24 protein-coding genes are annotated in these 24,848 nt (G+C 43.4%); 20 read left to right on the forward strand and 4 right to left on the reverse strand.

Features of this window, described 5'->3' with window-relative positions; genetic code table 11:
* Positions 1-26: 26 nt before the first annotated feature.
* On the reverse strand, positions 27-1,067 hold the full coding sequence (locus MKY54_RS09340) for an HD-GYP domain-containing protein (protein WP_076219643.1): 1,041 nt from the start codon (positions 1,065-1,067) through the stop codon (positions 27-29).
* 77 nt (positions 1,068-1,144) lie between these two features.
* Positions 1,145-1,858: a molybdenum cofactor biosynthesis protein MoaE gene (locus MKY54_RS09345; RefSeq protein ID WP_339190273.1), complete on the reverse strand. Its 714-nt coding sequence runs from the start codon at positions 1,856-1,858 to the stop codon at positions 1,145-1,147.
* 137 nt (positions 1,859-1,995) lie between these two features.
* On the opposite strand from MKY54_RS09345, the gene MKY54_RS09350 reads away from it, so the two are divergent.
* The 13 genes from MKY54_RS09350 to MKY54_RS09410 all read left to right on the forward strand — a co-directional run bounded on the left by MKY54_RS09350 (position 1,996) and on the right by MKY54_RS09410 (position 14,385).
* Positions 1,996-3,435: a bifunctional UDP-sugar hydrolase/5'-nucleotidase gene (locus MKY54_RS09350; protein ID WP_339190275.1), complete on the forward strand. Its 1,440-nt coding sequence runs from the start codon at positions 1,996-1,998 to the stop codon at positions 3,433-3,435.
* Between the two features lie 73 nt (positions 3,436-3,508).
* Positions 3,509-4,336, forward strand: a complete 828-nt coding sequence (locus MKY54_RS09355) for an undecaprenyl-diphosphate phosphatase (RefSeq protein WP_076124791.1) — start codon at positions 3,509-3,511, stop codon at positions 4,334-4,336.
* Between the two features lie 144 nt (positions 4,337-4,480).
* Positions 4,481-5,593: an HD-GYP domain-containing protein gene (locus MKY54_RS09360; RefSeq protein WP_076187093.1), complete on the forward strand. Its 1,113-nt coding sequence runs from the start codon at positions 4,481-4,483 to the stop codon at positions 5,591-5,593.
* Positions 5,594-5,814: 221 nt separating this feature from the next.
* Positions 5,815-6,951, forward strand: a complete 1,137-nt coding sequence (gene yfkAB / locus MKY54_RS09365; protein WP_036684078.1) for a radical SAM/CxCxxxxC motif protein YfkAB — start codon at positions 5,815-5,817, stop codon at positions 6,949-6,951.
* Between the two features lie 20 nt (positions 6,952-6,971).
* Positions 6,972-8,330, forward strand: coding sequence for a hemolysin family protein (locus MKY54_RS09370; RefSeq protein WP_339191146.1), 1,359 nt, complete (start codon positions 6,972-6,974; stop codon positions 8,328-8,330).
* 164 nt (positions 8,331-8,494) lie between these two features.
* The gene (locus MKY54_RS09375) at positions 8,495-9,175 is read left to right on the forward strand and encodes a response regulator transcription factor (RefSeq protein ID WP_076191082.1); all 681 of its coding nucleotides are present in this window, start codon (positions 8,495-8,497) and stop codon (positions 9,173-9,175) included.
* A complete protein-coding gene (locus MKY54_RS09380) occupies positions 9,172-10,926 on the forward strand; it encodes a HAMP domain-containing sensor histidine kinase (RefSeq protein WP_339190276.1) in 1,755 nt (584 codons plus the stop codon). Before MKY54_RS09375 ends, MKY54_RS09380 begins: the two co-directional genes overlap by 4 nt.
* Before the next feature lie 42 nt (positions 10,927-10,968).
* On the forward strand, positions 10,969-11,493 hold the full coding sequence (gene pssA / locus MKY54_RS09385) for a CDP-diacylglycerol--serine O-phosphatidyltransferase (RefSeq protein ID WP_076301334.1): 525 nt from the start codon (positions 10,969-10,971) through the stop codon (positions 11,491-11,493).
* Positions 11,494-11,500: 7 nt separating this feature from the next.
* Positions 11,501-11,995, forward strand: a complete 495-nt coding sequence (locus MKY54_RS09390) for a DedA family protein (protein WP_076100017.1) — start codon at positions 11,501-11,503, stop codon at positions 11,993-11,995.
* Between the two features lie 47 nt (positions 11,996-12,042).
* On the forward strand, positions 12,043-13,068 hold the full coding sequence (locus tag MKY54_RS09395; RefSeq protein WP_339190278.1) for an AI-2E family transporter: 1,026 nt from the start codon (positions 12,043-12,045) through the stop codon (positions 13,066-13,068).
* 208 nt (positions 13,069-13,276) lie between these two features.
* Positions 13,277-13,495: a spore coat associated protein CotJA gene (locus MKY54_RS09400; protein ID WP_036684070.1), complete on the forward strand. Its 219-nt coding sequence runs from the start codon at positions 13,277-13,279 to the stop codon at positions 13,493-13,495.
* A gap of 3 nt (positions 13,496-13,498) precedes the next feature.
* Positions 13,499-13,765: a spore coat protein CotJB gene (locus MKY54_RS09405; protein ID WP_036684069.1), complete on the forward strand. Its 267-nt coding sequence runs from the start codon at positions 13,499-13,501 to the stop codon at positions 13,763-13,765.
* Positions 13,766-13,815: 50 nt separating this feature from the next.
* Positions 13,816-14,385: a manganese catalase family protein gene (locus tag MKY54_RS09410; RefSeq protein WP_036684067.1), complete on the forward strand. Its 570-nt coding sequence runs from the start codon at positions 13,816-13,818 to the stop codon at positions 14,383-14,385.
* A 61-nt stretch (positions 14,386-14,446) separates the two neighbouring features.
* Here the strand turns inward: MKY54_RS09410 and MKY54_RS09415 are convergent, their stop codons facing one another.
* Both MKY54_RS09415 and MKY54_RS09420 read right to left on the reverse strand, forming a co-directional pair.
* The gene (locus tag MKY54_RS09415; RefSeq protein ID WP_248547645.1) at positions 14,447-15,076 is read right to left on the reverse strand and encodes a LysE family transporter; all 630 of its coding nucleotides are present in this window, start codon (positions 15,074-15,076) and stop codon (positions 14,447-14,449) included.
* Positions 15,077-15,428: 352 nt separating this feature from the next.
* Positions 15,429-15,764 carry a potassium channel family protein gene (locus MKY54_RS09420; protein ID WP_076124810.1) on the reverse strand — a complete coding sequence of 112 codons (336 nt, stop codon included), beginning with the start codon at positions 15,762-15,764 and terminating at the stop codon, positions 15,429-15,431.
* A gap of 582 nt (positions 15,765-16,346) precedes the next feature.
* On the opposite strand from MKY54_RS09420, the gene essC reads away from it, so the two are divergent.
* Genes essC through MKY54_RS09455 form a run of 7 tightly spaced genes read left to right on the forward strand, consistent with a single transcriptional unit; the run spans position 16,347 to position 24,848 of the window.
* Positions 16,347-20,333 (forward strand): type VII secretion protein EssC, encoded by a 3,987-nt coding sequence (gene essC, locus MKY54_RS09425; RefSeq protein WP_339190280.1) that lies wholly within the window; start codon positions 16,347-16,349, stop codon positions 20,331-20,333.
* A 20-nt stretch (positions 20,334-20,353) separates the two neighbouring features.
* Complete coding sequence (locus tag MKY54_RS09430) at positions 20,354-21,061, forward strand: hypothetical protein (protein ID WP_076219072.1); 708 nt, start codon at positions 20,354-20,356, stop codon at positions 21,059-21,061.
* A 20-nt stretch (positions 21,062-21,081) separates the two neighbouring features.
* Complete coding sequence (locus MKY54_RS09435; protein ID WP_076104573.1) at positions 21,082-21,333, forward strand: hypothetical protein; 252 nt, start codon at positions 21,082-21,084, stop codon at positions 21,331-21,333.
* A gap of 27 nt (positions 21,334-21,360) precedes the next feature.
* A complete protein-coding gene (locus MKY54_RS09440) occupies positions 21,361-22,821 on the forward strand; it encodes a hypothetical protein (RefSeq protein ID WP_076219073.1) in 1,461 nt (486 codons plus the stop codon).
* A gap of 21 nt (positions 22,822-22,842) precedes the next feature.
* Positions 22,843-23,202, forward strand: coding sequence for a hypothetical protein (locus MKY54_RS09445; protein ID WP_076219074.1), 360 nt, complete (start codon positions 22,843-22,845; stop codon positions 23,200-23,202).
* A 21-nt stretch (positions 23,203-23,223) separates the two neighbouring features.
* A complete protein-coding gene (locus MKY54_RS09450) occupies positions 23,224-24,273 on the forward strand; it encodes an SAF domain-containing protein (RefSeq protein ID WP_339190281.1) in 1,050 nt (349 codons plus the stop codon).
* A gap of 5 nt (positions 24,274-24,278) precedes the next feature.
* Complete coding sequence (locus tag MKY54_RS09455) at positions 24,279-24,848, forward strand: hypothetical protein (protein ID WP_339190283.1); 570 nt, start codon at positions 24,279-24,281, stop codon at positions 24,846-24,848.

The raw sequence follows: 24,848 nt of genomic DNA on the forward strand, positions 1-24,848 counted from the left end.
AGCAACGCAGGACCTCAAGAAACGCCCTAGTCCATGTAGATTTCCACAATCGTAACGTTACGTTCGCGGGCTAGATCGACAAATAATCCATCGATCTTTACCAGCGGACGGAAAATATCAACTGGATTGTTCATGATAATCACACCTGTATCCCCCGTGTTCAGTAATACTCGCTTGCCGATAAAGTTGGGCATTAAATGCTGTATAAAGGCTTGAACCGTTCTGCCGTTCAGCTTACCAAAGCTGAGGTCATTTAGTTCACGTAGGACAGAAATAAGCTCTTGCTTGGACTGATAGACGCGTTTAGAAGTCATCGCACTATAGATGTCAGCTACAGCAGCAATTTGCGCATAAGGATGAATCTCGGATTTGGTTAGCTTATTAGGATAGCCAGAGCCGTCCTCACGTTCATGATGCTGTAGGGCTGCCAAAGCTGTATGTGAGTCATCCATCGAATTGCGGATAATTTCGTAGCCGTACTTAGTATGTAGTTTAACTTCTTCGAATTCTTCCGCCGTTAATTTTCCAGGCTTATTTAATAGAGCAGGTGAGATTCTACATTTTCCAATATCAATTAAATATCCAGCTCGTCCAATCTCATAGCATTCTTGTTTGGAATACCCAAGCCAGATTGCAATATAATAAGAGAGCATACCTACCTGCAAAGAGTGGTTGTAGGTATAATTATCTTCGCGATCGAGCAGAAGCAGCAGGGAGACTACATCCTTTTGCTTGTCCAACGATTGAAGCGAAGGCTGAAGAATGTCGTTAACCACGGATTGGTTAAAGCTTCCTTTTAATAGTGCTTCCATATAAAGATTCTCAAAGCCGTCAATCATGGTATCAAAACTAGTGGTCACCGTCTGAATAATTGAAGGTCTGCTTAATGGGGCAGGTTCTTCCACTAACGTCTGGATATCAACATAATCAACTCCATGCTGCATCAGCTTGGCGATATCATCTATCTGGAGCAGCGATCCCTTTGGTAATACATGCAGACCTCTTGAACTATAAGCGTCTGAGTTGAGGTGATTACCAGGTTTTAGATCCGAGACGTGTACTCTCAATGCCTATGCCACCTTTTATCCGATTTTATCCAGAATATCAACAAAGTGCAGATTTTTCAATGAAAAAGGAGTGAAGATTAATTGTGGAGGGAATCGGCAGCCTTTTGTTCAGAGCCTACCCAGTGCTGGCCTGATTCATTGATGTCTTTTTTCCAGATAGGGACGGTCTGTTTCAGCAGTTCAATGGCCAGACGACTAGCCTCGTAACAGGTATCGCGATGAGGGGTGGAGACAGCAATGATAACGCTCGCTTCCTTAAGACCAACAAGCCCAATGCGGTGGGAAATCGCGCAGCGTGCATTCCAGCGATTTTGCACCTTATCACCAATTTCCTTCAGCTTATTTAAGGCCATAGGAATATAGGCTTCATAGTCTAATGCTGTTGTGCGTTGTTCTCCGGTCATTTCGCGTGTAGTTCCTACAAATAATAGGGATGCTCCATGATTGGCATCGAGGACGGCATCCAGAAGCTTCTCAGCATTTAATGGCAGATCCGTTATGCTATAGAGGCCGTCAGGAGTGCTCTCATATAAAGAACCATTCTCTCCCCCGGAAACGGGAGGGATTAATGCAACTTCGGCAGACTCGGTGATGAGGGCTTCATCAGGTGCATATTCCCGGTCAATAGCGACCAAAGAAGTTCCAATTAGGGATGCTGCATCCGGATAAGAGGTTGTAAGGAGTTCTTTTAACTTCCCAGCGGTTAAGGGATTCTCCGTCGCATGAAAGGTCAGAGAAGATGAACCGATAATCTCAGCCAAACCCGCGAACAGGCGGATTGTGATATGCATACTTATTCACCTCTGAAATATGTTGTAATGTCTACAATATACCATAATGAGCCTGAAAATGTTATGCTAGGCTCTATAAGATCATGCATCGGCTGCTTCATTAAAGAGCGGCTCAACAGGTAGGAGGAATGTTGCTAATGGGGCATGTGCCGCAAAGACTGACCATACTTCATACCAATGATATACATAGCCATTTCGAAATGGTGAGTCCATTGGCAGCAGAAATCGGGAGACAAAGAGCTGCAGCGGGAGAAGCGCCTGTGCTGCTGCTGGATATTGGCGATCATATGGATCGTGCAGCCGTCGAGACAGAAGGAACTATGGGTCAGGCTAACATTGATGTACTTAATTTAACAGGATATGATGCTGTAACCATCGGTAATAATGAGGGGTTAACATTCTCACAGGAGATGTTATCCTCTATTTTCTCCGGGTTACAGTGTCCAGTGGTATGCTGTAATTTTGTGGAGACTGCAACAGGGGAACCTCCCCACTGGATGAAGCGTCATGCCATCTTGGAGAAGGACGGAATCAGAATAGGAGTGACTGGAGCGACAGCGGCATTTACTTCGTTTTATTCCTTGCTGGGCTGGGATGCTCTGGATCCCGAGACAACCCTTCGGGAACAATGCCTTCTTCTAGCTCCTCAGGTGGACATTCTAATCATCCTTTCTCATTTGGGGCTTCCCGCAGATCGAATTCTGGCAGAGCGGCTGGAAGGTGTGCATGCTATTCTAGGTGGACATACACATCATATGCTGGAAGAACCGCTCATGATTAACGGAACAGCTGTATGTGGAGCCGGGAAATTCGGGCGTTACCTCGGGCGGCTTCAATTTGAGCGGAGAGAGGGACAACCTGGATTTAGCCTAGTGGCGGGTGAATGTATTCCGATTGACCCAGGACTGAAGGAAGAGATTGTAGGTCCTGCCGCTACTATTCATTTGGAGCGTGGTCGTGAGGCTCTTCAGCAGACCGTTGTGATCACAGATCGTGAGCTTCCTTTGAATTTGCAGGGAGAATCCCCTTTTGGCAATCTTTTAGCCCAAGCTGTACGTAGATTTACAGGCACCAGTTTGTCGATAGTTAACACAGGTCAGCTTCTAGGACCTTTGCCTGAAGGGGAGGTTACAGCGGGAATGCTGCACGCCCTATGTCCTTCTCCCATTAACACCTGCGTAATCAAGCTGAAAGGCCTAGATATTCGCATAGCTTTGGAGCAGAGTCTTACTGAAGAATTTTATAATAAGGTGATTTTTGGGTATGGCTTTCGCGGGAATTATCTGGGCAGCTTAGCAGTAGATGGGATAAAAATCTTGTACGATCCGCAGAAGATACCGTATGATAACAATATTGCAGTTTTTGTCGAAGGAAACCCGCTGGAGGATGATAAAGAGTATAATGTTGGTACGCTGGACATGTTTACTTTCCGTGCAGGCTATGAGACGATCGCCAATGGGAAGGATCCTGTATTTTTGCTGCCTCATTTTTTACGCGACCTGCTTGGGATGGAATTGCAGCGTCCGGACAGTCTTGATGAATGTATGCTCACTCGGTGGGAGATCAAGTCTGAGTAAACCTGCAGCTCACAAGATATACTTTTTGATTCCATTTAAACAGTGCTAGATTCCCGAAAAATAGGAGGAGATTATGGACACGATTACAGCTATTATTTTAGCAATTGTCGAAGGGATCACTGAATTTATTCCTGTTTCTTCTACAGGACACATGATCTTGACCTCGAAGCTTCTGGGCTTTGATGAGCAGGATTCGATTATGAAGACTTATGAAATCGTTATTCAGCTAGGGGCAATATTGGCGATTGCGCTTGTTTACCGCGAGCGTGTGCTTAATTTGCTGGGCATTGGGCGTAAGAACTCAGGAAGAGGCGGTGTGATGCCGGCGTCTCGTTTGAACTTAATCCATGTAATACTTGGGATTGCCCCAGCACTAGCTGTGGCATTTTTTGCCCGCGATTTTATAAAAAGTCTCTTTGGAGCCACGACTGTTCTTTGGGCGCTTGTCGCCGGCGGGATTCTAATGATTATCGCAGAATGGGTAAACAGACGCAAAATTAGAATTACAGCGCATGAGCTGGACGATCTTTCTTACGGACAGGCGCTGGCTATCGGGATGTATCAGATTATTTCAGTGCTGTGGCCAGGATTTTCCCGTTCGGGATCTACGATCTCCGGAGGGATGTTAAGTGGGGTTAGTTATAAAGCGTCTGCGGATTTCTCCTTCCTTATAGCCATTCCTATTATGTGTGCGGCTTCCGGATATGAAATGTTGGATTCTTATAAGAACTTCACTAGTGAGACGATTGGCTATTTTGTAATTGGATTTCTGATTTCTTTTGTAGTGGCTTATGTAGTGGTTATTTTGTTTATGAAATTGATTCAAAAGATTAGATTGACGCATTTCGCGATCTACAGATTTATTCTTGCTGCTATATTCTGGTTGTTTATTATGCGTTAATGCCCATAGGCAAAGACCTAGACACACCCGATGTTCTTCATGGTGCACCTGTCTGATCTCTACATAAACGGTATAGACAAAGCGTGTGACCCAAGGATTTCAAAACAGAATAGCATTTTACCGTTAAAGGCAGGAGTGAGCTAAGTGCGTTTAGTATCCGTGAATCAGCTTCAAGCAGGCATGAAATTAGGTAAAAAAATATATAATGATGAAGGTCTAACTCTCCTCGCGGATGGGGTGGAGCTTACTGATGCATTGATCAAAAGGCTTTCAAGAATTGACATCGGTTATATTTACATAGAGGACTCTGTCACGGACGATGTTGAAATTATAGGTATGCTTCAAGATGAGACACGTAATCAGGCACTGAAGGTGATTCGTAATCAGTTTCAGCAAATGACAGGCGCTTCAGGAATAAGCAAGGGATTCTACCATCTGGATAAAAAATTCTCAAAGATCATGGATAGCATCCTGGATGATTTGTCTTTACAAGAAGATCCGATGATCATGCTGCTTGATATGCACACCGCTGATAACTACTTGTACGTCCATTCCCTGAATGTCTGCTTGTACACTTTGGTGCTTGGCATTGCGCATGGGTACAGCAAAGAGGAGCTTCGAGTGATTGGTCTGGGTGCGCTGCTGCATGATATTGGCAAGACCCAAGTCCCGATAAAAATCATTCAAAAACCCGGTAAGCTCAGTGAAGATGAATTTCGCCATATGCAGGCACACACCGAGATCGGGTATCAGATTCTCAAGGAAGAACCGAATATCCCGCTGCTCGCGGCTCATTGTGCGCTTCAGCATCATGAACGCATAGACGGATCCGGATATCCGCGGGGATTAAAAGGACCTCAAATTCATGAATATGCCAAATGGTTGGGCGTGGCTGATTCCTACGATGCCATGACCTCCAACCGGGTCTACAAAAAGGCTATGCTGCCACATCAAGCCGTTGAGGCGCTTTATGTAGGTTCTGGTACATTGTATGAGCAGAAGCAGCTAGAGTTATTTAGAGATCGTGTGGCTATCTATCCTCTTGGTCTTACGGTGAAGCTCAGTACGGGGGAAAGTGGAGTTGTTGTCAAAATAGACCCAAGTACGCCTCACAGACCGATTGTACGTGTGCTTACAGGGCCTGAAGGAGAGAAAGTCGTACCGTTCGAAAGGGATCTAGGAAAAGCCCTCTCCGTTGTTATCGTTGACGTCGCAGATCAAGGCGATTCTGTGGGAACGCCAAAATATTTATCATAGCAGCGAAGAGAGAAGATTAGGCTTGTCCGCATAACTCGCGGAAGCCTATTTTTCGTCTCGCTGCTATTATTTTTTACAGTGAAAAAGCTTGTAAGGACAGTCTGAAAGACATCCGAAGTGCAGTTTTTCTGACTAACGTGGTATGATATAGGATAAGACACCGTTCAATCTTCATGATTATGGGTTAATAATAGGAATAAGATTTAAAGGAGCTAGTACAAATGAATGTTTTAAGACCATTAACATCTTCACCGAAGGAGCTGTCGCCAAGCTACGATCCGTGGGATCCCATTACTTCTTTACGTAAGCATGGACGCCATGTGCTAACGAGTGTGGAATTCACAGTAACCAATTTATGTAATATGCGGTGTGAACACTGTGCGGTAGGTGATAGTTTAACCTCTAGAGAAGGGGATATGCTGCCGCTTAAAAATATGTTGGACCGTTTAGATGAAGTAGAGCATCTGGAGACGATTAGTATTACCGGCGGAGAGCCTATGTTCTTGGCTGGAACGGTGGATAATATCATAGTGCCGCTCTTAAAGTATGCCAAAGAGCGGGGGATTAGATCGCAAATTAATTCTAATCTGACGATGCCGTATGCTCGATATGAAAAGCTGCTTCCGTATTTGGACGTTATGCATATTTCTTTTAATTATGTGAACGGAGACGATTTTCATGAAGTTGGTTTTGCCAACAGCGGGCATGCAGTTTCAAAAGAAAGTGCATATCGGTTATATAATGCAATGATTGAGAATTCTCGACGGCTAAGTGAGGATGGTATGCTAATTTCTGCGGAAACTATGATTAATTACCGTACACATACTAAGCTGCCTGAAATTCATAAGTTGATTCTCGATATGGGCGCCAAACGGCATGAGGTACATCCTATGTACAACTCCAGTTTTGCTTCGGCTTTGCCAGTGTTGTCCTTGAATGAAATGCGGACGGCAATCCATAAACTACTGGATACCCGTGATCCGGAGATTTGGATGCTGTTTGGGACCCTTCCGTTTTTTGCTTGCAGCTTCCTGGAAGAAGATCAGAAGCTGATAAGCAGAATGCGCGCCGAGAAGAATGTTACCCTTCGCAATGATCCGGATGGCCGGAACCGAGTGAACGTAAACATGTTTACTGGCGATGTTTTTGTTACAGATTTCGCTGATATCGCAGCCTTTGGCAACATCGAGAACCAAAAGCTGGATGATATATTTATCGATTGGCAGACTAAACACCCGCTGAACCAAAAGGTGAACTGCCACTGCGATGCAGCAGGCTGCTGCGGACCTAATCTGTTAGTGGCTGATATGTATTATCCGGAAGTTGACTTCAAAACTAGAAAAGCGATCAATCTGTAGAAATGAGGCGTTGTTAAGTGGTGCATACGGAATTTGAAGTAGGGAGATTATTGCTTAATCTTTTGCTGGTTCTGGTGCTCGTATTATTGAACGGTATTTTTGTAGCAGCGGAATTTTCATTAGTTAAGGTCAGGCAGTCCCGCCTGACCCAACTTGTCAGTGAAGGTAATAAAATGGCTGGATATGCTCTGAAAGTAAATAAGAGACTGGATTCCTATTTATCCGCCACTCAGTTTGGGATAACACTTGCGTCGCTGGGCTTAGGTTGGGTTGGAGAGCCCGCGATTTCTGAGCTGTTGGTCGAACCTTTAATGTACCAGATGGGGATCACCGAGCATACCCTGATTTCTACCGTATCTGTGATTATTGGATTTTCGATCATTACATTTTTACATATTGTACTTGGGGAGCTTGCTCCTAAATCGCTCGCGATTCAAAGAACAGAAGGTTCGGCACTGTTGTTATCTGCACCCCTGATGTTCTTCTATAATGTGTTCATGCCTTTTATCTGGGTGCTGAACGCTTCAGCCAACGCGTTGCTTCGGTTGGTCGGTGTGGAGCCTGCAAATGAAAGTGAAGCAGCACACTCGGAAGAGGAAATACGTATTCTGATGAATCAGAGCGCCAAGAGTGGTGTCATTGACAAAGATGAAATGAAACTAATGGATAATATCTTTGAATTCTCAGATCTGCTTGCACGTGAAGTCATGCTGCCTCGTACAGATATGGATGTGCTTTACAGCAATCTTTCGTTAGAAGAAAATATGAAGATTATTACCGAAACGAGACATTCGCGTTATCCGGTTGCTCTGGAAGATAAGGACCGTATTATCGGTTTTATTCATATTACCGACCTGTTGTTTGCTCCACCGGAGCAGCAGAATGATCTTACAACTCTGGTTCGGCCTATCCTTAACGTTCCGGAATCGATGGAAATCAGCCATACTCTTCGTTTTATGCAGAAGAATAAGGCTCAGCTGACGTTAGTTGTCGATGAATATGGCGGCACAGCAGGTTTGCTGACAGCAGAAGAGATTCTGGAAGAAATCGTAGGCGATCTACATGACGAGTTCGAAGATGAGCGTCCAAGTGTGGAACATAACGGGGAGTACATCTCTGTTGAGGGCCGGATGCTGATTGAGGATGTCAACGATCTTACGGGTGTTGTGATTGAAGACGATGAGGTGGATTCCATCGGCGGCTGGTTGTTTAAGGAGCTGGAGGGTAATCCAACCAAAGGAAAACGTGTCAAAGTAGAAGATGTTATTTTTGAAGTCGAGGAATCGACAAGATTGCGTATCACTAGAATTAATATCCACCGGGAACCACGTGTGGAGGACGAAGAAACCTCATCAGAACCCAATGAGGATAAAGAATAACCTATTAAAAATTATAACGTATTGTTCCGGTTGATCAGGGATATAATGAACTCCTCCTGCAAGAGCTGTATGGCTCATGAAAGGGGGAGTTTTTTGTGGACACATAAAGGACATAACGCTCGTCTATGCTAATGTTTATTAATTGTTTGAAAGCGGGGTCTAGATTGAAAAAGAAACTTCTTCTCGTTGAGGATGAAATTCGTATTCGTGAACTGGTATCTGATTATTTCTTACAGAATGATTGGGAGGTACTTGAAGCGGATAATGGAAAAGATGCATTGGTTTGGTTTGATTCACTGCTGCCGGATCTGCTGATTCTGGATATCATGATGCCTGCTATGAATGGCTTCGAAGTGTGCCGTGAAGTTCGTGAGAAATCAGCGGTACCCATCATTTTGTTAACGGCCAAGTCTACAGATGATGACAAAATCTACGGTTTTGAATTAGGAGCCGATGATTATGTTACAAAACCATTTAGTCCAAAGGTGCTAGTAGCCCGGGCAAATGCACTTATGAAACGGGTTGAAGGCACCCATCAGCCTGAGTCTAGCATAATAAAATTTGGTTCCGCGATGTTCAATCCCTTGGCTCATCGGTTGGAGGTAGAAGATGCGGAAGTGGAGCTTACCCCTAAGGAATATGATCTTTTATGGCTTTTAATACGAAATAAAGGGATTGTTATTTCAAGGGATACGATCCTCAGTCGGATCTGGGGAATTGAATTTGAAGGAGATTCCAGAGTTGTGGACAGTCATATCAAAAAGCTGCGAAGTAAATTGGGTTATGAATCACGTTTTATTCGTACGGTAATTGGCACAGGATACATGTTCGAGGAAGAGGCATGAGAAGACGGGGAATTACTTTTAAACTGTTTGTGATGACCGTTATCTTTTTCCTTTGCTTCTATGGCATGGTGATTCTAAGCCAATTGCTGTTGTTTGACAATTTCTATCAGAAGCAAAAAGAGCACCGTGTGGAGAAACACCTTAAGAGTTTTGCGGCAAGATATATTAGCGAACCATGGGGAAGCACTAGAACCTCTCAGGAGCTTGTCCGGTTTATGCTGCGGAATAAAACACAAATGGTTATTTTGAAGCTGGATGGAAGGATGAATTCAGAAGATCCATTTCATATAAAGCTAATCGATGATGACGGGAAGAGTATGGTTGTTTCTTTATCCCTATTCATGAATCAGTACGGAGATTCACTGAGAGCAGCTAACATTAAAGTAGATGATCAGTTGAGCGTGGAAGGCGAACTTCTGGATGAAGACAGTGCTTCACCCGTTATACTCTACCCCATAAGCATTACAAAAAAAGGGGGCGGAACCATAGGGGAGACGGGAGAGACTGGGACGATTCATGCATCTGGTACTGTTGCAGAAGTTGTACTGCCTGATTTAAAAATATGGAATCCCCGCCAGGGAATATTGTTTGAGGCTCTTGAGGAATGGTTTCCTTTGACACCAGCGCAGATAGAAGACTTTAAAAATTTGAAAATACAGAAGCAAGACTGGGTTGCTCCCTGGAGTGGGAGTCGCAATTCTGTGGTTATTCTGCCCCTGAAGCAAAGTAACGGAGAAATTGAATTACTATTCACAGTCACTTCATTACAGGAAGTTAAGGATTCGAACGATGCCTTACGTTGGTTCTTTTTATATCTGGGAATGGGTGGCTTTGTCCTGATTCTGGTGCTTTCTCTCTTTTTCTCGAAAATGGTAACGCGTCCGCTAATTAAGTTAAACAAGATAGCAAAACGGATGGTTTCTCTGGACTTTACAGGGGACACATCGATTCGGCAGAAGGATGAGCTAGGCAGCCTTTCTAACAGCATGTTCACCTTATCACTAAGTCTGGACTCTGCTTTAGGGGAGTTAAGAGAGGCCAATCAGCAGCTAGTTGAGGATATGGAGCAGAAGCAAAGAATGGAGATCATGCAGCAGGACTTTTTTGCCAACGCCTCCCATGAATTGAAGACACCCCTCAGTATTATCAAAGGGTTTGCAGAAGGTTTGGAAGACGGCGTTAGTGCCGGCAAGCAGGATCACTACATTAAGGTGATTATTGAGGAAGCCGATAAAATGGAGTTTCTTGTTAAAAATATGCTAGATCTAGCGCGGTTGGAGTCGGGCACGATTAAACTACGGAAATCTTCCTTTATGTTAAGTGAACTGACGGAAAAGGTGACAGACAAGCTGGTCCACTTGCTGCGTGAAAAACATTTGGAGGTCATCATTATTCCTGCAAATGAATTACCGGTCTATGCGGATGTGAACTGGATCGAACAAGTTATGCTAAATTTTATGACCAATGCTATCAGGCATGCGGAAGAAAGAAGTTCTATCACTGTCAATATTGAGAGTCATGCCCAGACTATAGTATTCACTATTCAAAATATAGGAGAATCAATCCCTGAAGATCAGCTGGAGCAGATCTGGGAACGGTTCTATCGGTCGGAGCCATCCCGCAGTCGAATGACAGGCGGTACGGGTCTGGGGCTTTCCATTGCTAAGCGAATACTAGATATGCACGCTTGTCTTTATACAGTGAAAAATACGGAGAACGGTGTCAGCTTTACTGTGACCTTTGAAGGTTAAACCGAATCAACAGAAATACTGCTATGAAAGGGGTGAAATTGTATGAAATTGAACTGGTTGCCTTCAACGTGCACACTCGGAAACTTGGGACTAGGATCACTATCCTTGTATTTTACGATTCAAGAACGATATAGCCTAGCTTTATTAATGATATTGCTCGCGGCAATATGCGATGTACTGGATGGATTACTGGCAAGAATATTGCAATGTACTAGTGAATTCGGTAAACAATTGGACTCATTGGCGGATATTATATCATTTGGTTTAGCGCCTACCTTCCTTATCTTGTTGTATAGGTTAGAAGATGCCGACTGGATTGGACCTGCAGCTGCAGTTTTCTTTTTGATCTGTGGCGCACTTCGTTTGGCCAGATTTAATCTGTCGGCGCCTTCCAAAGGGTTCGTGGGGATGCCCATTACTGCTGCTGGAGTCATTCTGTCGATGATTTCTTTACTAGATGAACGGATGAAACCAGGACTGGTCATCGGATTAATGGCATTGCTGTCCGTAATGATGATCAGCCGTATCCCATTTCCGTCCCTTAAAAAATCCTTCAACAGGAAGTGATACACCCATGCCTTGGATTATAGAGTTCATTTCACAATACGGATATTTAGCCATATTTGGCCTTATGGCACTTGGGATTATCGGACTTCCTGTGCCTGATGAGGTGTTAATGCTGTTTGTAGGCTATTTATCCTCCGTTATGGTTTTGGATTTTTCTCTTTCTGTATTGGTTTGTTTTATGGGATCCATCACAGGAATGCTTATCAGCTATACCATTGGTTTAAGGCTAGGACAACCTGTGGTAGCAAAATTCGGCAAGTGGGTTGGCCTTACACCCAAGCGTTTTGCCAGTATGAAAAGATGGTTTTTGCGGTTCGGAAACTGGGCGATTTTCATTGCTTATTTTATTCCAGGTCTGAGGCATGTATCGAGCTATATCTCTGGAATCAGTGCTATGTCTTTCAAAAAGTATATACTCATAACGACTGCAGGAGCGCTAACCTGGTCACTTCTTTTTGTTTCCATCGGCTTTTTTGTGGGGGCTAAGTTTTCCTTTTTATAGCCATTGAAGCTTAACATTATTAATCGCAATTGAATGGAGCAAGATCAATGAATGTATTCAAGCGATTCTACGCGAATAGTACTACCAGACGCTTTTTTATTCTCGCACTTATCGGGTTGCTGCTGTACATGGTTCGAGGGATGCTTAATCTGGTACTGCTGACGTTTCTGATTGCTTTTGTCATGAACAGCTTTCAGATTGTGCTCAGTAAACGAATTGGTAAATTCATGAAGGTCAACAGTAAGGTGATTATTGTCATTTTATACCTTGCTTTAATCGCATTGATTGTACTGGCCCTTGCAAGATATCTTCCTAAAGTATTGGAGCAGATTAAGCAATTAGCTATCTTCCTCAGCAATCTCAAATCAGAGGATCTTCCGCAGAACAAGATTACATTATATTTGTATGATATGCTCAGGGACCTTAACTATCAGTCCTATATCAAAAGAGGCATCGATTATGTGCTGCAGGTTAGCAACTGGGGTGCAACTTTCTTTCTATCAACCATTTTAAGCTTTGTGTTTATTCTGGAGAAGAACCGGGTCGTCAGTTTCACTTCTAGGATGAGAGAGAGCAGGATTGCCTGGTTTTATATAGATCTGGAGTATTTCAGCCGAAAATTCATCGTTTCCTTTGGGAAAGTAATTGAAGCGCAAATTCTCATTGCCATGTTCAATACCTGTCTTACTGTTATTGGCTTGTGGCTGCTTAACTTCCCGTATTTATTTGCCCTAGCGATTTTGATTTTTCTGCTCAGTCTCATTCCGGTAGTTGGTTTTTTGATTTCGCTCATTCAGCTTTTAATAATTGGTTACAACATCGGCGGTCTGATAACAGTTACTTATGTGCTGGCGATTATTGCGGTGTTGCATTTTATCGAAGGCTATTTCTTGAATCCTAAGTTGATGTCCACAAAAATGAATTTGCCGATGTTTTTCACCTTAAGCGTGTTGTTGTTCTCTGAGCATTATATGGGTGTCTGGGGACTTATTCTTGGTATTCCTATCTTTGTATTTATGTTGGATATCCTTGAGATTACCCACGAAGATTCGTTCAAAAGAGCGAAGCCCTAAGCTGAATACTAAAAAACCCAAGTTATAAGCTGTTTTCGGTACTTTTCCGGAGACAGCTTATTTGTCATACACATTGCACAAAAAAAATTGCTAATGGGCTTTTTTTGTGAATAACGTTTTATATTGTGTCCTGCTGTCATAAGTTAGCTAAGGGAGTAATGTTCAGAGTCTTTAAAGAAGGAACAGGAACAAAGGAGGTACAAAAAAGATGGAATCACAGCTGCGGAGGTATACCCCCTTTAGGGGCCCGTTTGATCCTTGCCCACCGGTGCCGTTCAAGACGTATGTAGTTCCACCCAATCAATTTATCACCTTTCAGCCGCCCGATTTGCCACAGTTTAGTTTGCAGGAGGCTCTGAAGTATGGAACGCTCTGGCCAGCACTATTTAGTCCGTATGAATCCAAGTGCAAAGGAGGAGGGAAATAGACTATGGAGGCAAATCCTTGCGACCAACGTTATTATGAATTGCTTGAACAGTTGCAGACCCTTGATTTTGCCTTAGTGGAGTTGAACTTATACCTAAATACGCATCCTGACGATCTGAGAAGTATTGAACAATTTAATCAGCTTACGCTGGAACGAACTAAGCTAGCGAATCATTTTCAGGAGTTATATGGCCCGCTGCAGAATTTTGGCCGCGCATATTCTAAATGTCCATGGGAATGGAATCAACCCCCTTGGCCTTGGCAGGTGTAAGAGGAGTATAACCGTAAGGAACTATTTTTCTAGAGGAGGGAAGTTCCCGAATGTGGATATACGAAAAAAAACTGCAATATCCGGTACGGGTGGGTAAATGTGATGTCCGGATGGCGCGTTATTTGAGTGAGCAATACGGAGGCGCAGATGGCGAGCTCGCCGCTGCACTACGCTATATGAATCAAAGATACACGATTCCAGATAAAGTTATTGGCGTGTTGAACGATATTTCTACTGAGGAATTCGCTCACCTTGAGATGATTGCCACGATGATCTACAAGCTGACGAAGGATGCTTCGGTATGTGAATTAGAGGAAGCGGGATTAGGGCCACATTTTGTAGCGCATGATCATGCCCTGTTCTACACGGATGCTAGTGGAGTTCCATTCACCGCAGCCTATATTCAAGCTAAGGGAGATCCGCTGGCAGATCTTTATGAAGACATTGCGGCTGAGGAAAAAGCCCGGGCTACATATCAGTGGCTGATTGACATGACGGATGACGTGGATCTGCAGGATAGCCTTAAGTTCCTGCGGGAGCGGGAGATTGTGCATGCATTACGGTTTAAGGAAGCGGTGCAGATTATTATTGATGATCGGAATCAGAAGCGGGTGTTCTAAGGATTTCTGTGAGAATAACATAAAAAGCCGTTCTCTTTTATAAGAGAACGGCTTTTTTACGTTATAAAATGTGGAGGCTCCGCAGGAATTGATAGAAGAAATACCCCCCAAAGCCGATTAATACAACACCTGCGCTGATAGTCACCCATTTAATAGCCGTCCGGTTCATTGCTTTTCGTGTGGTGGATACAATCGTCATCAGGCCAATATCATGGAGCAGGATACCAATCAGGATACCTAATCCCACTAGCAAAAAGCTGCCCGTATTAGTACGGTCAAAGGAGTCGGACAATACGGTACCAAAGACACTAACCCAAAATACCAGGTTTCCTGGTGAGATCGCCACTAGCAAACCATTTTTGTAAGAAGAGAACAGCGATTTGGACGTCTTCTCTCCTCCAAGGGAAATATCATGATCTGCATTCTTGATGCTGTCATATCCAACGTAGCATAGGAAGAGAGCTCCAACTAACCACATGATTACTTGTATGATAGGCATGGAAAGAATAGAGGCTAGACCCAGGTATAAGCCTAGAATTAGGAAGAGGTCGATAGTCATTCCCCCGAGGCCAACAATCCAACCATGCATAAAGCCATTTTTTAAGCCTTGTTTGGTCATTTCAATGGTAATGGTACCTACAGGTAGAGCGATGGAAAAGCCGAGCAAAACGTATGTAAGAAATAAAGTCATTAAAATTTAAAGCCCCCTTTATCAAATTAAACGAAAGTATATTTTACACCATGAAGTAATAGGGGGCAATTCTTTTGAGTGAATTTATCTATTACAAATTTGCTCTAAAATTTTCGACCGCTCTAATAGAGACGGTCTTTTTTATTTATTTGAGGATCGCCAGAGATGAATATTAATGGTCTCGATTTTCTTTACTGATGAATTATTGCTCGAAAATTAAAGGGTGACATGAGATGAAAAATGTGATTTAGTTAGGTGAAAGTTAGTATATAAGCGATTATTTGAAAAAAAGAGCCTCATTAGCTTCGGCTAACAAGGCTCTTGATACTGTCACGAGTTTGGATTCCATTATTTAATTGTTATCTTTATCGGTTTGTTTGATCAGTTCATAAGCGATATACCCGATCATTCCCAAGAACAACCCTGTGCCTGCAATAATGTAAACGATCGTAAATATTTTTCCGAGTGCTGTCTGGGGAACAAATGTTGGATGACCTAATGTACTAAGCGTTGCAACGCAGAAATAAATAGCATCCAGGACAGACAAACCTTCCTGTTTGACATAAAAAATGGTTCCGGACAACAACGTCATCAAAACTAATAAGAATAATGCTTGGAAATTTTTACGTTTGAGCGCTTTCCATAAGCCCGAGAATAAACGTTTTAAAGTTAGTAAAAATGATAACATGCAGCTCCACCCTTCATTTATATTAGAGCATACATAACAAATCGTAGTCAAACTATTGAAACTAAGCAGCCTCTTATGAGGTTGCTTATTTGTTTTGAGAAATAGTTAGAGTCAGCAGTAACTTCCTGGTTCTCTCCCAAGTTAAATTCCTTCTTAGAGCATAAGTTTCCTTCAATTTGATAGAAATATTCTGATTCATAGGATCTATTATAGAATGTTGATTTCAAAGTAAAGCTTTGAATTCTTCTATTTGGCAATGGAAGCGGATAGGAGTAATGAATAACCTTGAAAAAGTAAATGTGCCAAATGTCTTAAATTGAACTAAAAGAAAAGTATAATGAGGTGACCTTAGAACTGGATCTATATACACTAGTAATTTTACTATTATGAAAATAATGGTTATTTATTGGGGATCTTTGAACCATTTTAACAAAAAATGTTATGGAAAATATAAACTATTCAGTCTTCAAACCGATAATGCAGTATGTATATCCTAAAATGGAAAAAAATTTATATTTTATTTAAAATTTACACTAATGATTCTTGTTAATCCAAAATTCCTATCCAGTGGTGATGAAAAAGATGAGTACTCAAGAAATGCTAACCAATCAGGTACAAAGAACCCCTCGAATTAAACCAAATTACCCGGAAGGTGAAATGGTTTTGGAGGATCCTGCCCGGCCATCGGGAAAACCAACCTTCTCATGGTTGACGATTATAGTCCCCCCCATCGGGATGTTAGTCATCTCTATATTTATGTCAACATTGACCAGGTCATTTACCATGCTGATATCAACCATGGGTATGACTCTTCTGACGGTCATGGTTTCAATTTTAAATTATAAATCTAGTGTGAAAAAACATCATGAACAGAACAAAAAACTTGAAAAGAAATATCTCAACTACTTATTTCAGGTTCGTAATGATTTACAAAGTGCCGCGAGTACGCAGCGAGAAGCCTATACATATATCCATCCAAGTATTCAATCTTGTGTTGAAATCGTACGGGGGAGAAGCAAGCAGCTATGGGAAAAAACAGGAATTGAAGATGATTTTCTGAATCTCCGGGTTGGTGCTGGAATCCAGCCGATTGCTCTGGTGCCAACATATAGCTCAAAAGCGAAAGCAATTGATGACGACAACCCACTTGAAGAAATCGCCTGTAAAATATGCGAAGAGATGTATTTTGTACGAGACATTCCAGTCTACATACCGTTAAGGAATATTAATACGCTCGGAATATACGGCAAACAGCAGGAGGTTCGTGATTTCCTCAATGCTATCCTGGTTCATTTAACAACACACCAAGGCTACGATGATGTAAGGGTAATATGCGTGATGCAGCCTGATGATCTGGAACACTGGGAATGGTTAAAATGGCTGCCCCATACATGGAATAAAGATCGAAGCCAGAGAAGTTTGGCTACAACATCCTTTGATGCCTCTAATATTGCGGATGAATTACTTCCGGAGCTTAGAAAAAGAGAAGAAAACAGCAAGAATGGTTATGGACTACAGCCAATGCAGGCCCCACATTATGTTTTTCTGGTTTTTGCTCCTGAACTGTGGGACAGCACGGATATGATGAAGTATTTGCTCTCGGGCAATGCTTCACTTGGAGTGACCAGCATTTTTACATCAGAGAAGATTGATGTTGCGCTGCCGCTGAATTGCCAGGCTATTCTGGAAATTAAGGACGGTAAGGGGATGGTTCGCAAAGATACTAATCAGCTGTTAAGTTATTTAGCTGATTATTTTTCTGCCGATTCTCTGGATAAAAAAAATTCGGAGTTTTTTGCCCGTACTTTGTCTCCGCTCAGAATTAAAGAAGGTCAAAATAACAGCTATATCCCGCCAATGGTTACTTTTCTGGAGAGCTTTGAGGTTGAGCAGGTAGAGTCTCTAAACGTAATGGAGCGCTGGTCAAAAAACCAGGCTAACCTTACCTTGTCCATTCCTCTGGGGCTCGGGGCAGGTGGTAAATTTCTTTTGTTCGATATGCACGAAAAAAGCTATGGCCCACATGGTCTAGTAGCCGGCACCACCGGATCGGGGAAAAGTGAGCTGCTTCAGTCACTACTTTTGGGTCTGGCGGTAAATTATCATCCGCATGAGATTGCTTTTGTACTGATTGACTATAAGGGTGGAGGGATGGCTAACGCTTTTCTTGGGCTTCCACATCTGGTGGGAACAATCACCAATCTTGGTGGTAATCAGATCAATCGGGCTCTTGCCTCCATCAAAAGTGAGCTTTTGCGGAGACAGCGACTGTTCAGTGAAGCCGGAGTGACCAGCATTGATAATTACATCGTTCTTTACCGCAATAAGGAAGTTAACCTTCCCTTGCCGCATTTGATCATAGTGGTGGATGAGTTCGCAGAACTTAAATCAGATCAACCGGAATTTATGAAAGAGCTGGTCAGTGCGGCACGGGTCGGAAGAAGCTTGGGGATTCACTTAATATTGGCAACACAAAAACCTTCTGGCGTAGTCGATGACCAGATCTGGAGTAACTCCAGATTCAAATTATGCCTGAAGGTCCAGACACCTTCGGATAGTCAGGAGATGCTAAAACGCACGGAGGCAGCAGAGATCAAAGAAAAAGGCCGTGGGTATTTGCAAGTTGGTAATAATGAAGTATTCACTTTGTTCCAATCCTCCTGGAGCGGAGCGCCTTATCAAGCTGGGGAGACAGATCAGGATGGAAGTCCCAAGATGGATATCGTTTCACTAAGTGGTGAACGCAGAGCCCTGTTTCCGAAGGGGAAAAACAGTGATGATGTCTCAAAACTGAGTGAGCTGCAGGCTGTGGTTAATCATATAGCTGCCATTTCTGCTGAGCAATCGATCGGAGAGGCCTTTCAGCTGTGGCTGCCTCCACTTCCGGAGACCATGACTTTAGCAGATGTTATGGATCAGAATCAGATCTGGGATGGGCATTCATGGAAGCAGCCAGATCAGAATCTTATTGCCACCGTTGGACGAATTGATAATCCGTCAGATCAGGAGCAATACAATCTGGATATTAATTTTAATCAGGACGGACATTTACTGGTTTATGGAGCACCGAGCAGTGGTAAGACAACACTGTTAAAGACAATTATCATGTCCCTCGCCTTGAAATATGAACCTGATTACGTTCATTTCTATATATTGGATTTTGGTACACGTACCTTGGGAGTATTCCACGAGCTTCCACATGTAGGGGATATTATTTTTCCAGAGGACGAACAAAAGCTTGGAAAACTGATCAGTTGGTTGTTGTCCCAACTGGATGAACGCAAACGTAAGTTTTCTCAGCTTGGAATCAGCAATTTGGTCTCTTACAGTGCGGCCACTGGAGAGAAGGTTCCTTACATTGTTATTCTGCTCGATAATTACACAGGATTCTCAGAAGCATATGATGACTTTATCTTAGAGCTTTCCAAGTTGGTGCGTGAAGGTGGTAATTACGGGATATACTTCGTGTTCGCTGCCAATGCTGTAACCTCTTATCCTTACCGAATCAGCCAGAATATTAAGCAGGCTCTAGTATATCAAATGTCTGATAGATTGGATTATTCCAGTATTCTGGGCAGAACAGAAGGGATGGAGCCAACGAATACCGTAGGCCGCGGACTGCTCAAAGATAACCGGATTTTGGAATTTCATACCGCGCTTCCTGTGGATGGCAGCTCGGATGATCAGATTGCTGCCTCTCTCCGCCGGATTAGTTCGGAGATGAAAGCAGTGGCAGGTGTGAATAATCCTGTAGGAATTTCAGTGATCCCGGACAAGCTTTCACTGGCAGAGCTTTTGGAACGTGTGCATAAGGAACAACCGCAAGGGAATTATCTGGTACCGCTTGGGCTGGATTGGGATACTACACTTCCGGTAGAGATTAATGTAAAGCAGGTTAGCAATTTTGTAGTGTCTTACACCACTCAAAAGTATGTGGACTTTAGATTTAACGCCTTAATACAAGTTCTTGATAAATCGGCAGGCGAAATAAACATGGAATTCCATCTGTTTGACAGTGGTGTTGTCAGTATACCAAGCCTGAAAGCTAGTTCAACGATTACCCGCTATATGAGTACAGCTGAGGAGTTTTTACAGCTCACACAATCCTTGGTGAATCAGCTGCAACTAAGGAAAAATGATGCCCGGCAAGCTTTTGCAGATGTCCAAAACCGTGAAGAATTTGACGAGGCTGAGTATATTCTGTCTAAGTACCCGCTTCTTGTCATTGTAATGCCTCATCTTAAGTCTGCTTTTGATCTGATGGAGAATGATTCACTGGATCATTTGGAGCGGATAGCGAGGTTTGGCGGTGGACTTGGTGTAATGCTGCTGGTCGGCAGCGATTCGTTTGAACTGAGTCAAATGCAATTGGTCACTGATTTTGCCGGTGAACTGATTAACAGTGGACATGCATTGTTGTCCGATGGAAGACCCAACGATCATTTGTCTTATGCACCACTACTCGAGGGTTTGGAATACCATGAGCTGAACGAGGTGTTGGACAATACTGAAGCGATGCTGCTAACAGAGGGATCCATTTCACGCCTCAAAATGATTACAGAACTATAGATAAGCAGGTGAAGAAAGCGATGAAGCCGGCTCGTGAAATATTTGAATTGCATCCTTTAGAAATTATCTATTTAACTGCTTTAATAGGAGGAACCAGTTTTCCAGGTCTGGAAATCGATCTTAAAGGTGAATCGGAGCGCAATTTACGCTCCCTAATGGATACACAGATGAGGTCGCTGGAAGTGAAGGGATATTTAGAGGTTGATTTTGTGGGGCTCGCCAAAGTGAATGAAGTGCTTCATAGAGGTATCGCTGTTGCATCCAGTTGCAAATCTTATTATTGCCAGCTTATGCATACAAATCAGCAGACTTGCAAGGTCTTCTATTTTGTTCAGGATGAAGTTTGGTTTGAACTTGAGCATCAGCCGGAAAGTAACACCTATAAGCTTCAGGAGATTTATGCACTACATGAGCTGATGTATCAGGTCATTGAAAGAATCCCTTTAGTGTGGGAATTGAGCGATAAAGAAAAATTACAAAAAGCGATAAATAAAGAAGTAGATCTTGAAACGTGGATGGGGAAATCTCTTCAAGCAGGTGCATTCATAACTTCCTTGGCAGAAATCCAATGCATTACTGAGGAGGCACAGGTGATTCGCGAACTGAACCTGTTGATTCATGAAGAACAAATGTGGCTGCTGCGTGGGGTGGAAGAAGACGTCAGTCAAACCACGCAATCCTTGCCTGCAGTAGTTAATGAGTTATGTAATTGGCTGCAAGAAGCTTAACAAATCTGGGGGATCAGACTATGTCAACTGCACTGACTACTTTTGTATTTAAAGGTGAAAGAGAGAAGTATTTGGATTTGGAAGTCTCTCTTTCTATTTCTACAGGGCAATGTATCGAGCTACTTAAGCAAGCCAACTGGCTTCCGGATAACTGGGAATTTAAATGTGAAGCCAGCCGTACGGGCGAAGAATGGATGGAGTTGGGGCCGCATGCTGTTCTCGCAGAGATTATACAAGGGGACGGAGCCATAGTTCGTATTTTACCCTATTGAGCTGGGAGATCGTAAAGGAGGATTCCTATGAAAAGCGTACACTTAGTCTGCTCGCCTGAACTTATAATGCTGCTATCCAGGTCGCTGGAACATGAGGGTTATGTAATTTCCGGTAAACATTCTACATTACATAGTTTTATAAGTGGTTTCAGTAGCAAGGAAGTTGATCCTTCATCCATTGTAATTATGGAGGGCGGCGCGGGTCTGGGCACACCGGTCAAGGCTGCGGATATTATCAGTTTCATGACACTGATCCGCAAATATCTTAAACATACGCGGCTGATTGTTCAGTTAGACCCGGTGCTGCAAACGGATATTGAATTTATACGGACCCTTGTAAATATGAATATACATGATCTTCAGTTCACTACGGAATTCCAGGGCGATGATCTTCTAAACTGGATCAAAGAGAAAAAAACTACAAGGGATTATTATCATATCCTGGGGAAAAAGAAAGGCCTTTTTGCATCGTTTAAAGGCTCATCATCAAGAGCAGCTTCTGACGCGGCAGTGGAAGAGGCACCGTCTGCTCCTCCGAGACCGGTGGAGTCGCTTACCCGTCCACAGCCAGTGGCGGCCGGTTCCAGAACTGTAGCAGATGCCGCCAACAGGAGACCTTCCGTTGCTCCTCGCTCTTCAGCAGGATCAACCCCGCCTAGACTGGGGCCTCCGGCCAGAAAGGAGACCCCGTCATTAGCCGAAGCGGAAACGCTGGAGAGTCTGGAACAATCTATTCCGGTAGAAGAAGAGTCGATGCCAGCAGCAAGTACGAGAATTCTGGGCAGCAATGTACCACTTGTCATCGGAGTTTGTGGTGTCGGAGGGGAAGAAGATGTAGGTGCGGCGGCATTTCTGCTGGCTGCGGGTCTGGCAGAACTGGGCTGGAAGCCTCTGGTATGCGGAGATGACAGGCCCGAAATCAGTTCGCTTGAACAGATTGTTTTTAAGGGGGAGAAAGAAGATTCGGTTTCTACCATGTTCGAATATGAAGGAGTCACTTTCTACCGCAGAGGGTATTCGTGGGATATTTCGGAGCTTTTGGCCAGTGAGTTCACGCATATCATTCTATGGGTAGATATCCATCGGGAGCGGAAGGGCACCAGCGGACTCGAGCTGTGGTGGAACTCGCAAATTCCTATTTTGATAGGCAACGGGGCTATGTGGAAGTATGAACTGCTGAAAGAGAAGCTGAACACCCTTAATCCTTATGAGCGCAAGCGGTGCAGGTTACTGCTGGAAAATGGACATCAGGAAGTATTACAAATGTTGAAAAAGGATTTTGCAGAAATTCAAACGACTCTGATGCCTGCACATCAAGATCCTTTGTATCCAGATAAAGCGGCTGTTGAATGGGTAATGAAGCTGCTGACCGTTCAGAAAAAGCTCTTTCGCAAGCAAACGTTGCTCTGGGGAATTGTTGGGATGGTCTTATTTGTGACCTTGTTATTAATAGGCATAGGATTTTCATTCGTTCCGGAGAGCCGATAATTATAAATCAGGAGGCTGGGTATGAATTCAGGTATGGTTAGGGGCATTGCTTTTGATTGCCATCGACTTCTCTCCCCTGCCCAGGAGTGCAGCGATAAGATGAGAGCGGCAATCACAGGAGTGTCTGGTTATTGGGTAGATTTGGGTGGGGAAGAGTTTAAGCAGCATTGTGAGGAATGGATTAAGAAAATGAACGAATTTAAAGCTGCCATAGCCCAAATTGAAGCAAATATGATGAACTATGCAGATAAATTGCAGGTGGAGGAAGAGAGAGCAGAGGCAGCCAGAATTAAGGAAGCTGAAAGACAAGCCTCCGAACGGGCAGCAGCGGCAGCGGCGGCCGCAGCCGCAGCCGCAAAATCTACAGGGAAAATTAAATAGGGATGGAAATGAGGTCTTGAAGTGGCAATACGTAAGCGGAAAAAAATACTGAGATATACGATCCTATCAGGTTGTCTTGTTGCCGTTGCCACATCCGGGGTATGGTTTGCAACTTATCGCCATTATAACGTTAAGCTGATCGATGAGCGGGCAGCTTACGAAGAACAGCTGAATGATAAAGATGAAGTCTTGCAGCGCTATATGGACCAATCCCAGACAGCCTATGTATTGATATCTCCAAAGCTAGCTGGAGAGGTGATTACTGCTGAGGATGTAATGGAAGAGAAGCTACCCAAATTCTCCTCACCGGATAATCTGATCAGCGAGTCTAAAGCAATTGTTGGTAAGTACTTGAAGATTGATGCATTATCAGGCACAGCGGTAACTACTGAAATGATACGTGATGAAGCGAGATTGGAGCCTTCAGAACGAAAAGAAGAGACTGAATATATTAAACTGCCGCTTCGGTTAACGAAAAAAGATGTCGTAGATATTCGGATAGTTTTTCCAAATGGCGAGGATTACATAGTAGTAGGAAAGAAGTCGCTGAAGGACGTAGATTTAGCGAATCAATATACATTTTTTAATGACAATGAAGAAGAAGCACAGCTCCTGCAAGCTGCCCTGGTGGATGCATACATAAATAACGCAGAGCTGTATATGAAACAGTACGTAGAACCGGAGCTTCAGCCTGAACCTGTAGTCAATTATGTCCCTAATCTGGATGTACTTGGAGTAATTAAGGATAATCCTTTCATTATAGATCAGGCCAAGTGGAGTCTTGCTGCCAATCTTCGTAAGGAACTGGAGAAACGTCTCGAAGTTATGGAGGATGAAGATAGAATTCGTGTGGGAGCACAGGCACCAAGCGGCAGTGGTGTGATCCAGAGAAAGGCTGTGCAGGGAGCGGCGGCAGCAGAGGAGGCTGCAAAAGTTGATGACAGCCAATCCGTGAACGGAGTGATAGATCGGACCAATCAAGCGCCGATCGATTCAAGTGCAGACCAGAGTTCAACGGGTGTGACGAATAAAGAAGCAGCCACAGATGACAGTCTGCTGGAAGGAGAGTGACCGATTTGCACATTGTTGTTGCAGGGGATTGCGAGAAGCATGATTTCATACTGGCAGCGGCTATTCTGTTGAGAAATTATTTCAACAACGATGTCATGATTATTTCGGATAACAGCAGGAATTATCAGTATTTTGAAGGCGAAGTGTCTGGTATAAAGATTGCAGATTCAACCGTAGCTGACAAACCGGATATCGTTCTGTATGACTGGCATAATGGGTATCCTGAGGGTCTTAAGGAGGAGATTATTGTCTTCGCGACTACCTATGACCGTCAGTCTATGGAGAACGTAGATAAGTTGCTGGATCAGAAACGGATGCCTACTGTACTGCTTGTCATAGAAGAAGAATGCGGACTTGGGCTGAAGTATGTGGATAAATATTATCCAGTGATTACTTCGAAAATCAGTTACATCAGTAGTCCGGAGCGAAGAATTAATTGGGTCCATGATGGAAGGGTGGATCTTAAGGTAGATAAGGATTTTGCCGAAGCTGTAAATGACTTTTTGATTGGAATTTGCGATGTTCCAAAGCAAGACATCAAGAAGCTGTGGCAGTATGCAAGGAAACGGGGGTAG

Source organism: Paenibacillus sp. FSL P2-0121 (genome assembly GCF_037975345.1).
GTDB classification, from domain to species: Bacteria; Bacillota; Bacilli; order Paenibacillales; family Paenibacillaceae; genus Paenibacillus_AQ; species Paenibacillus_AQ odorifer.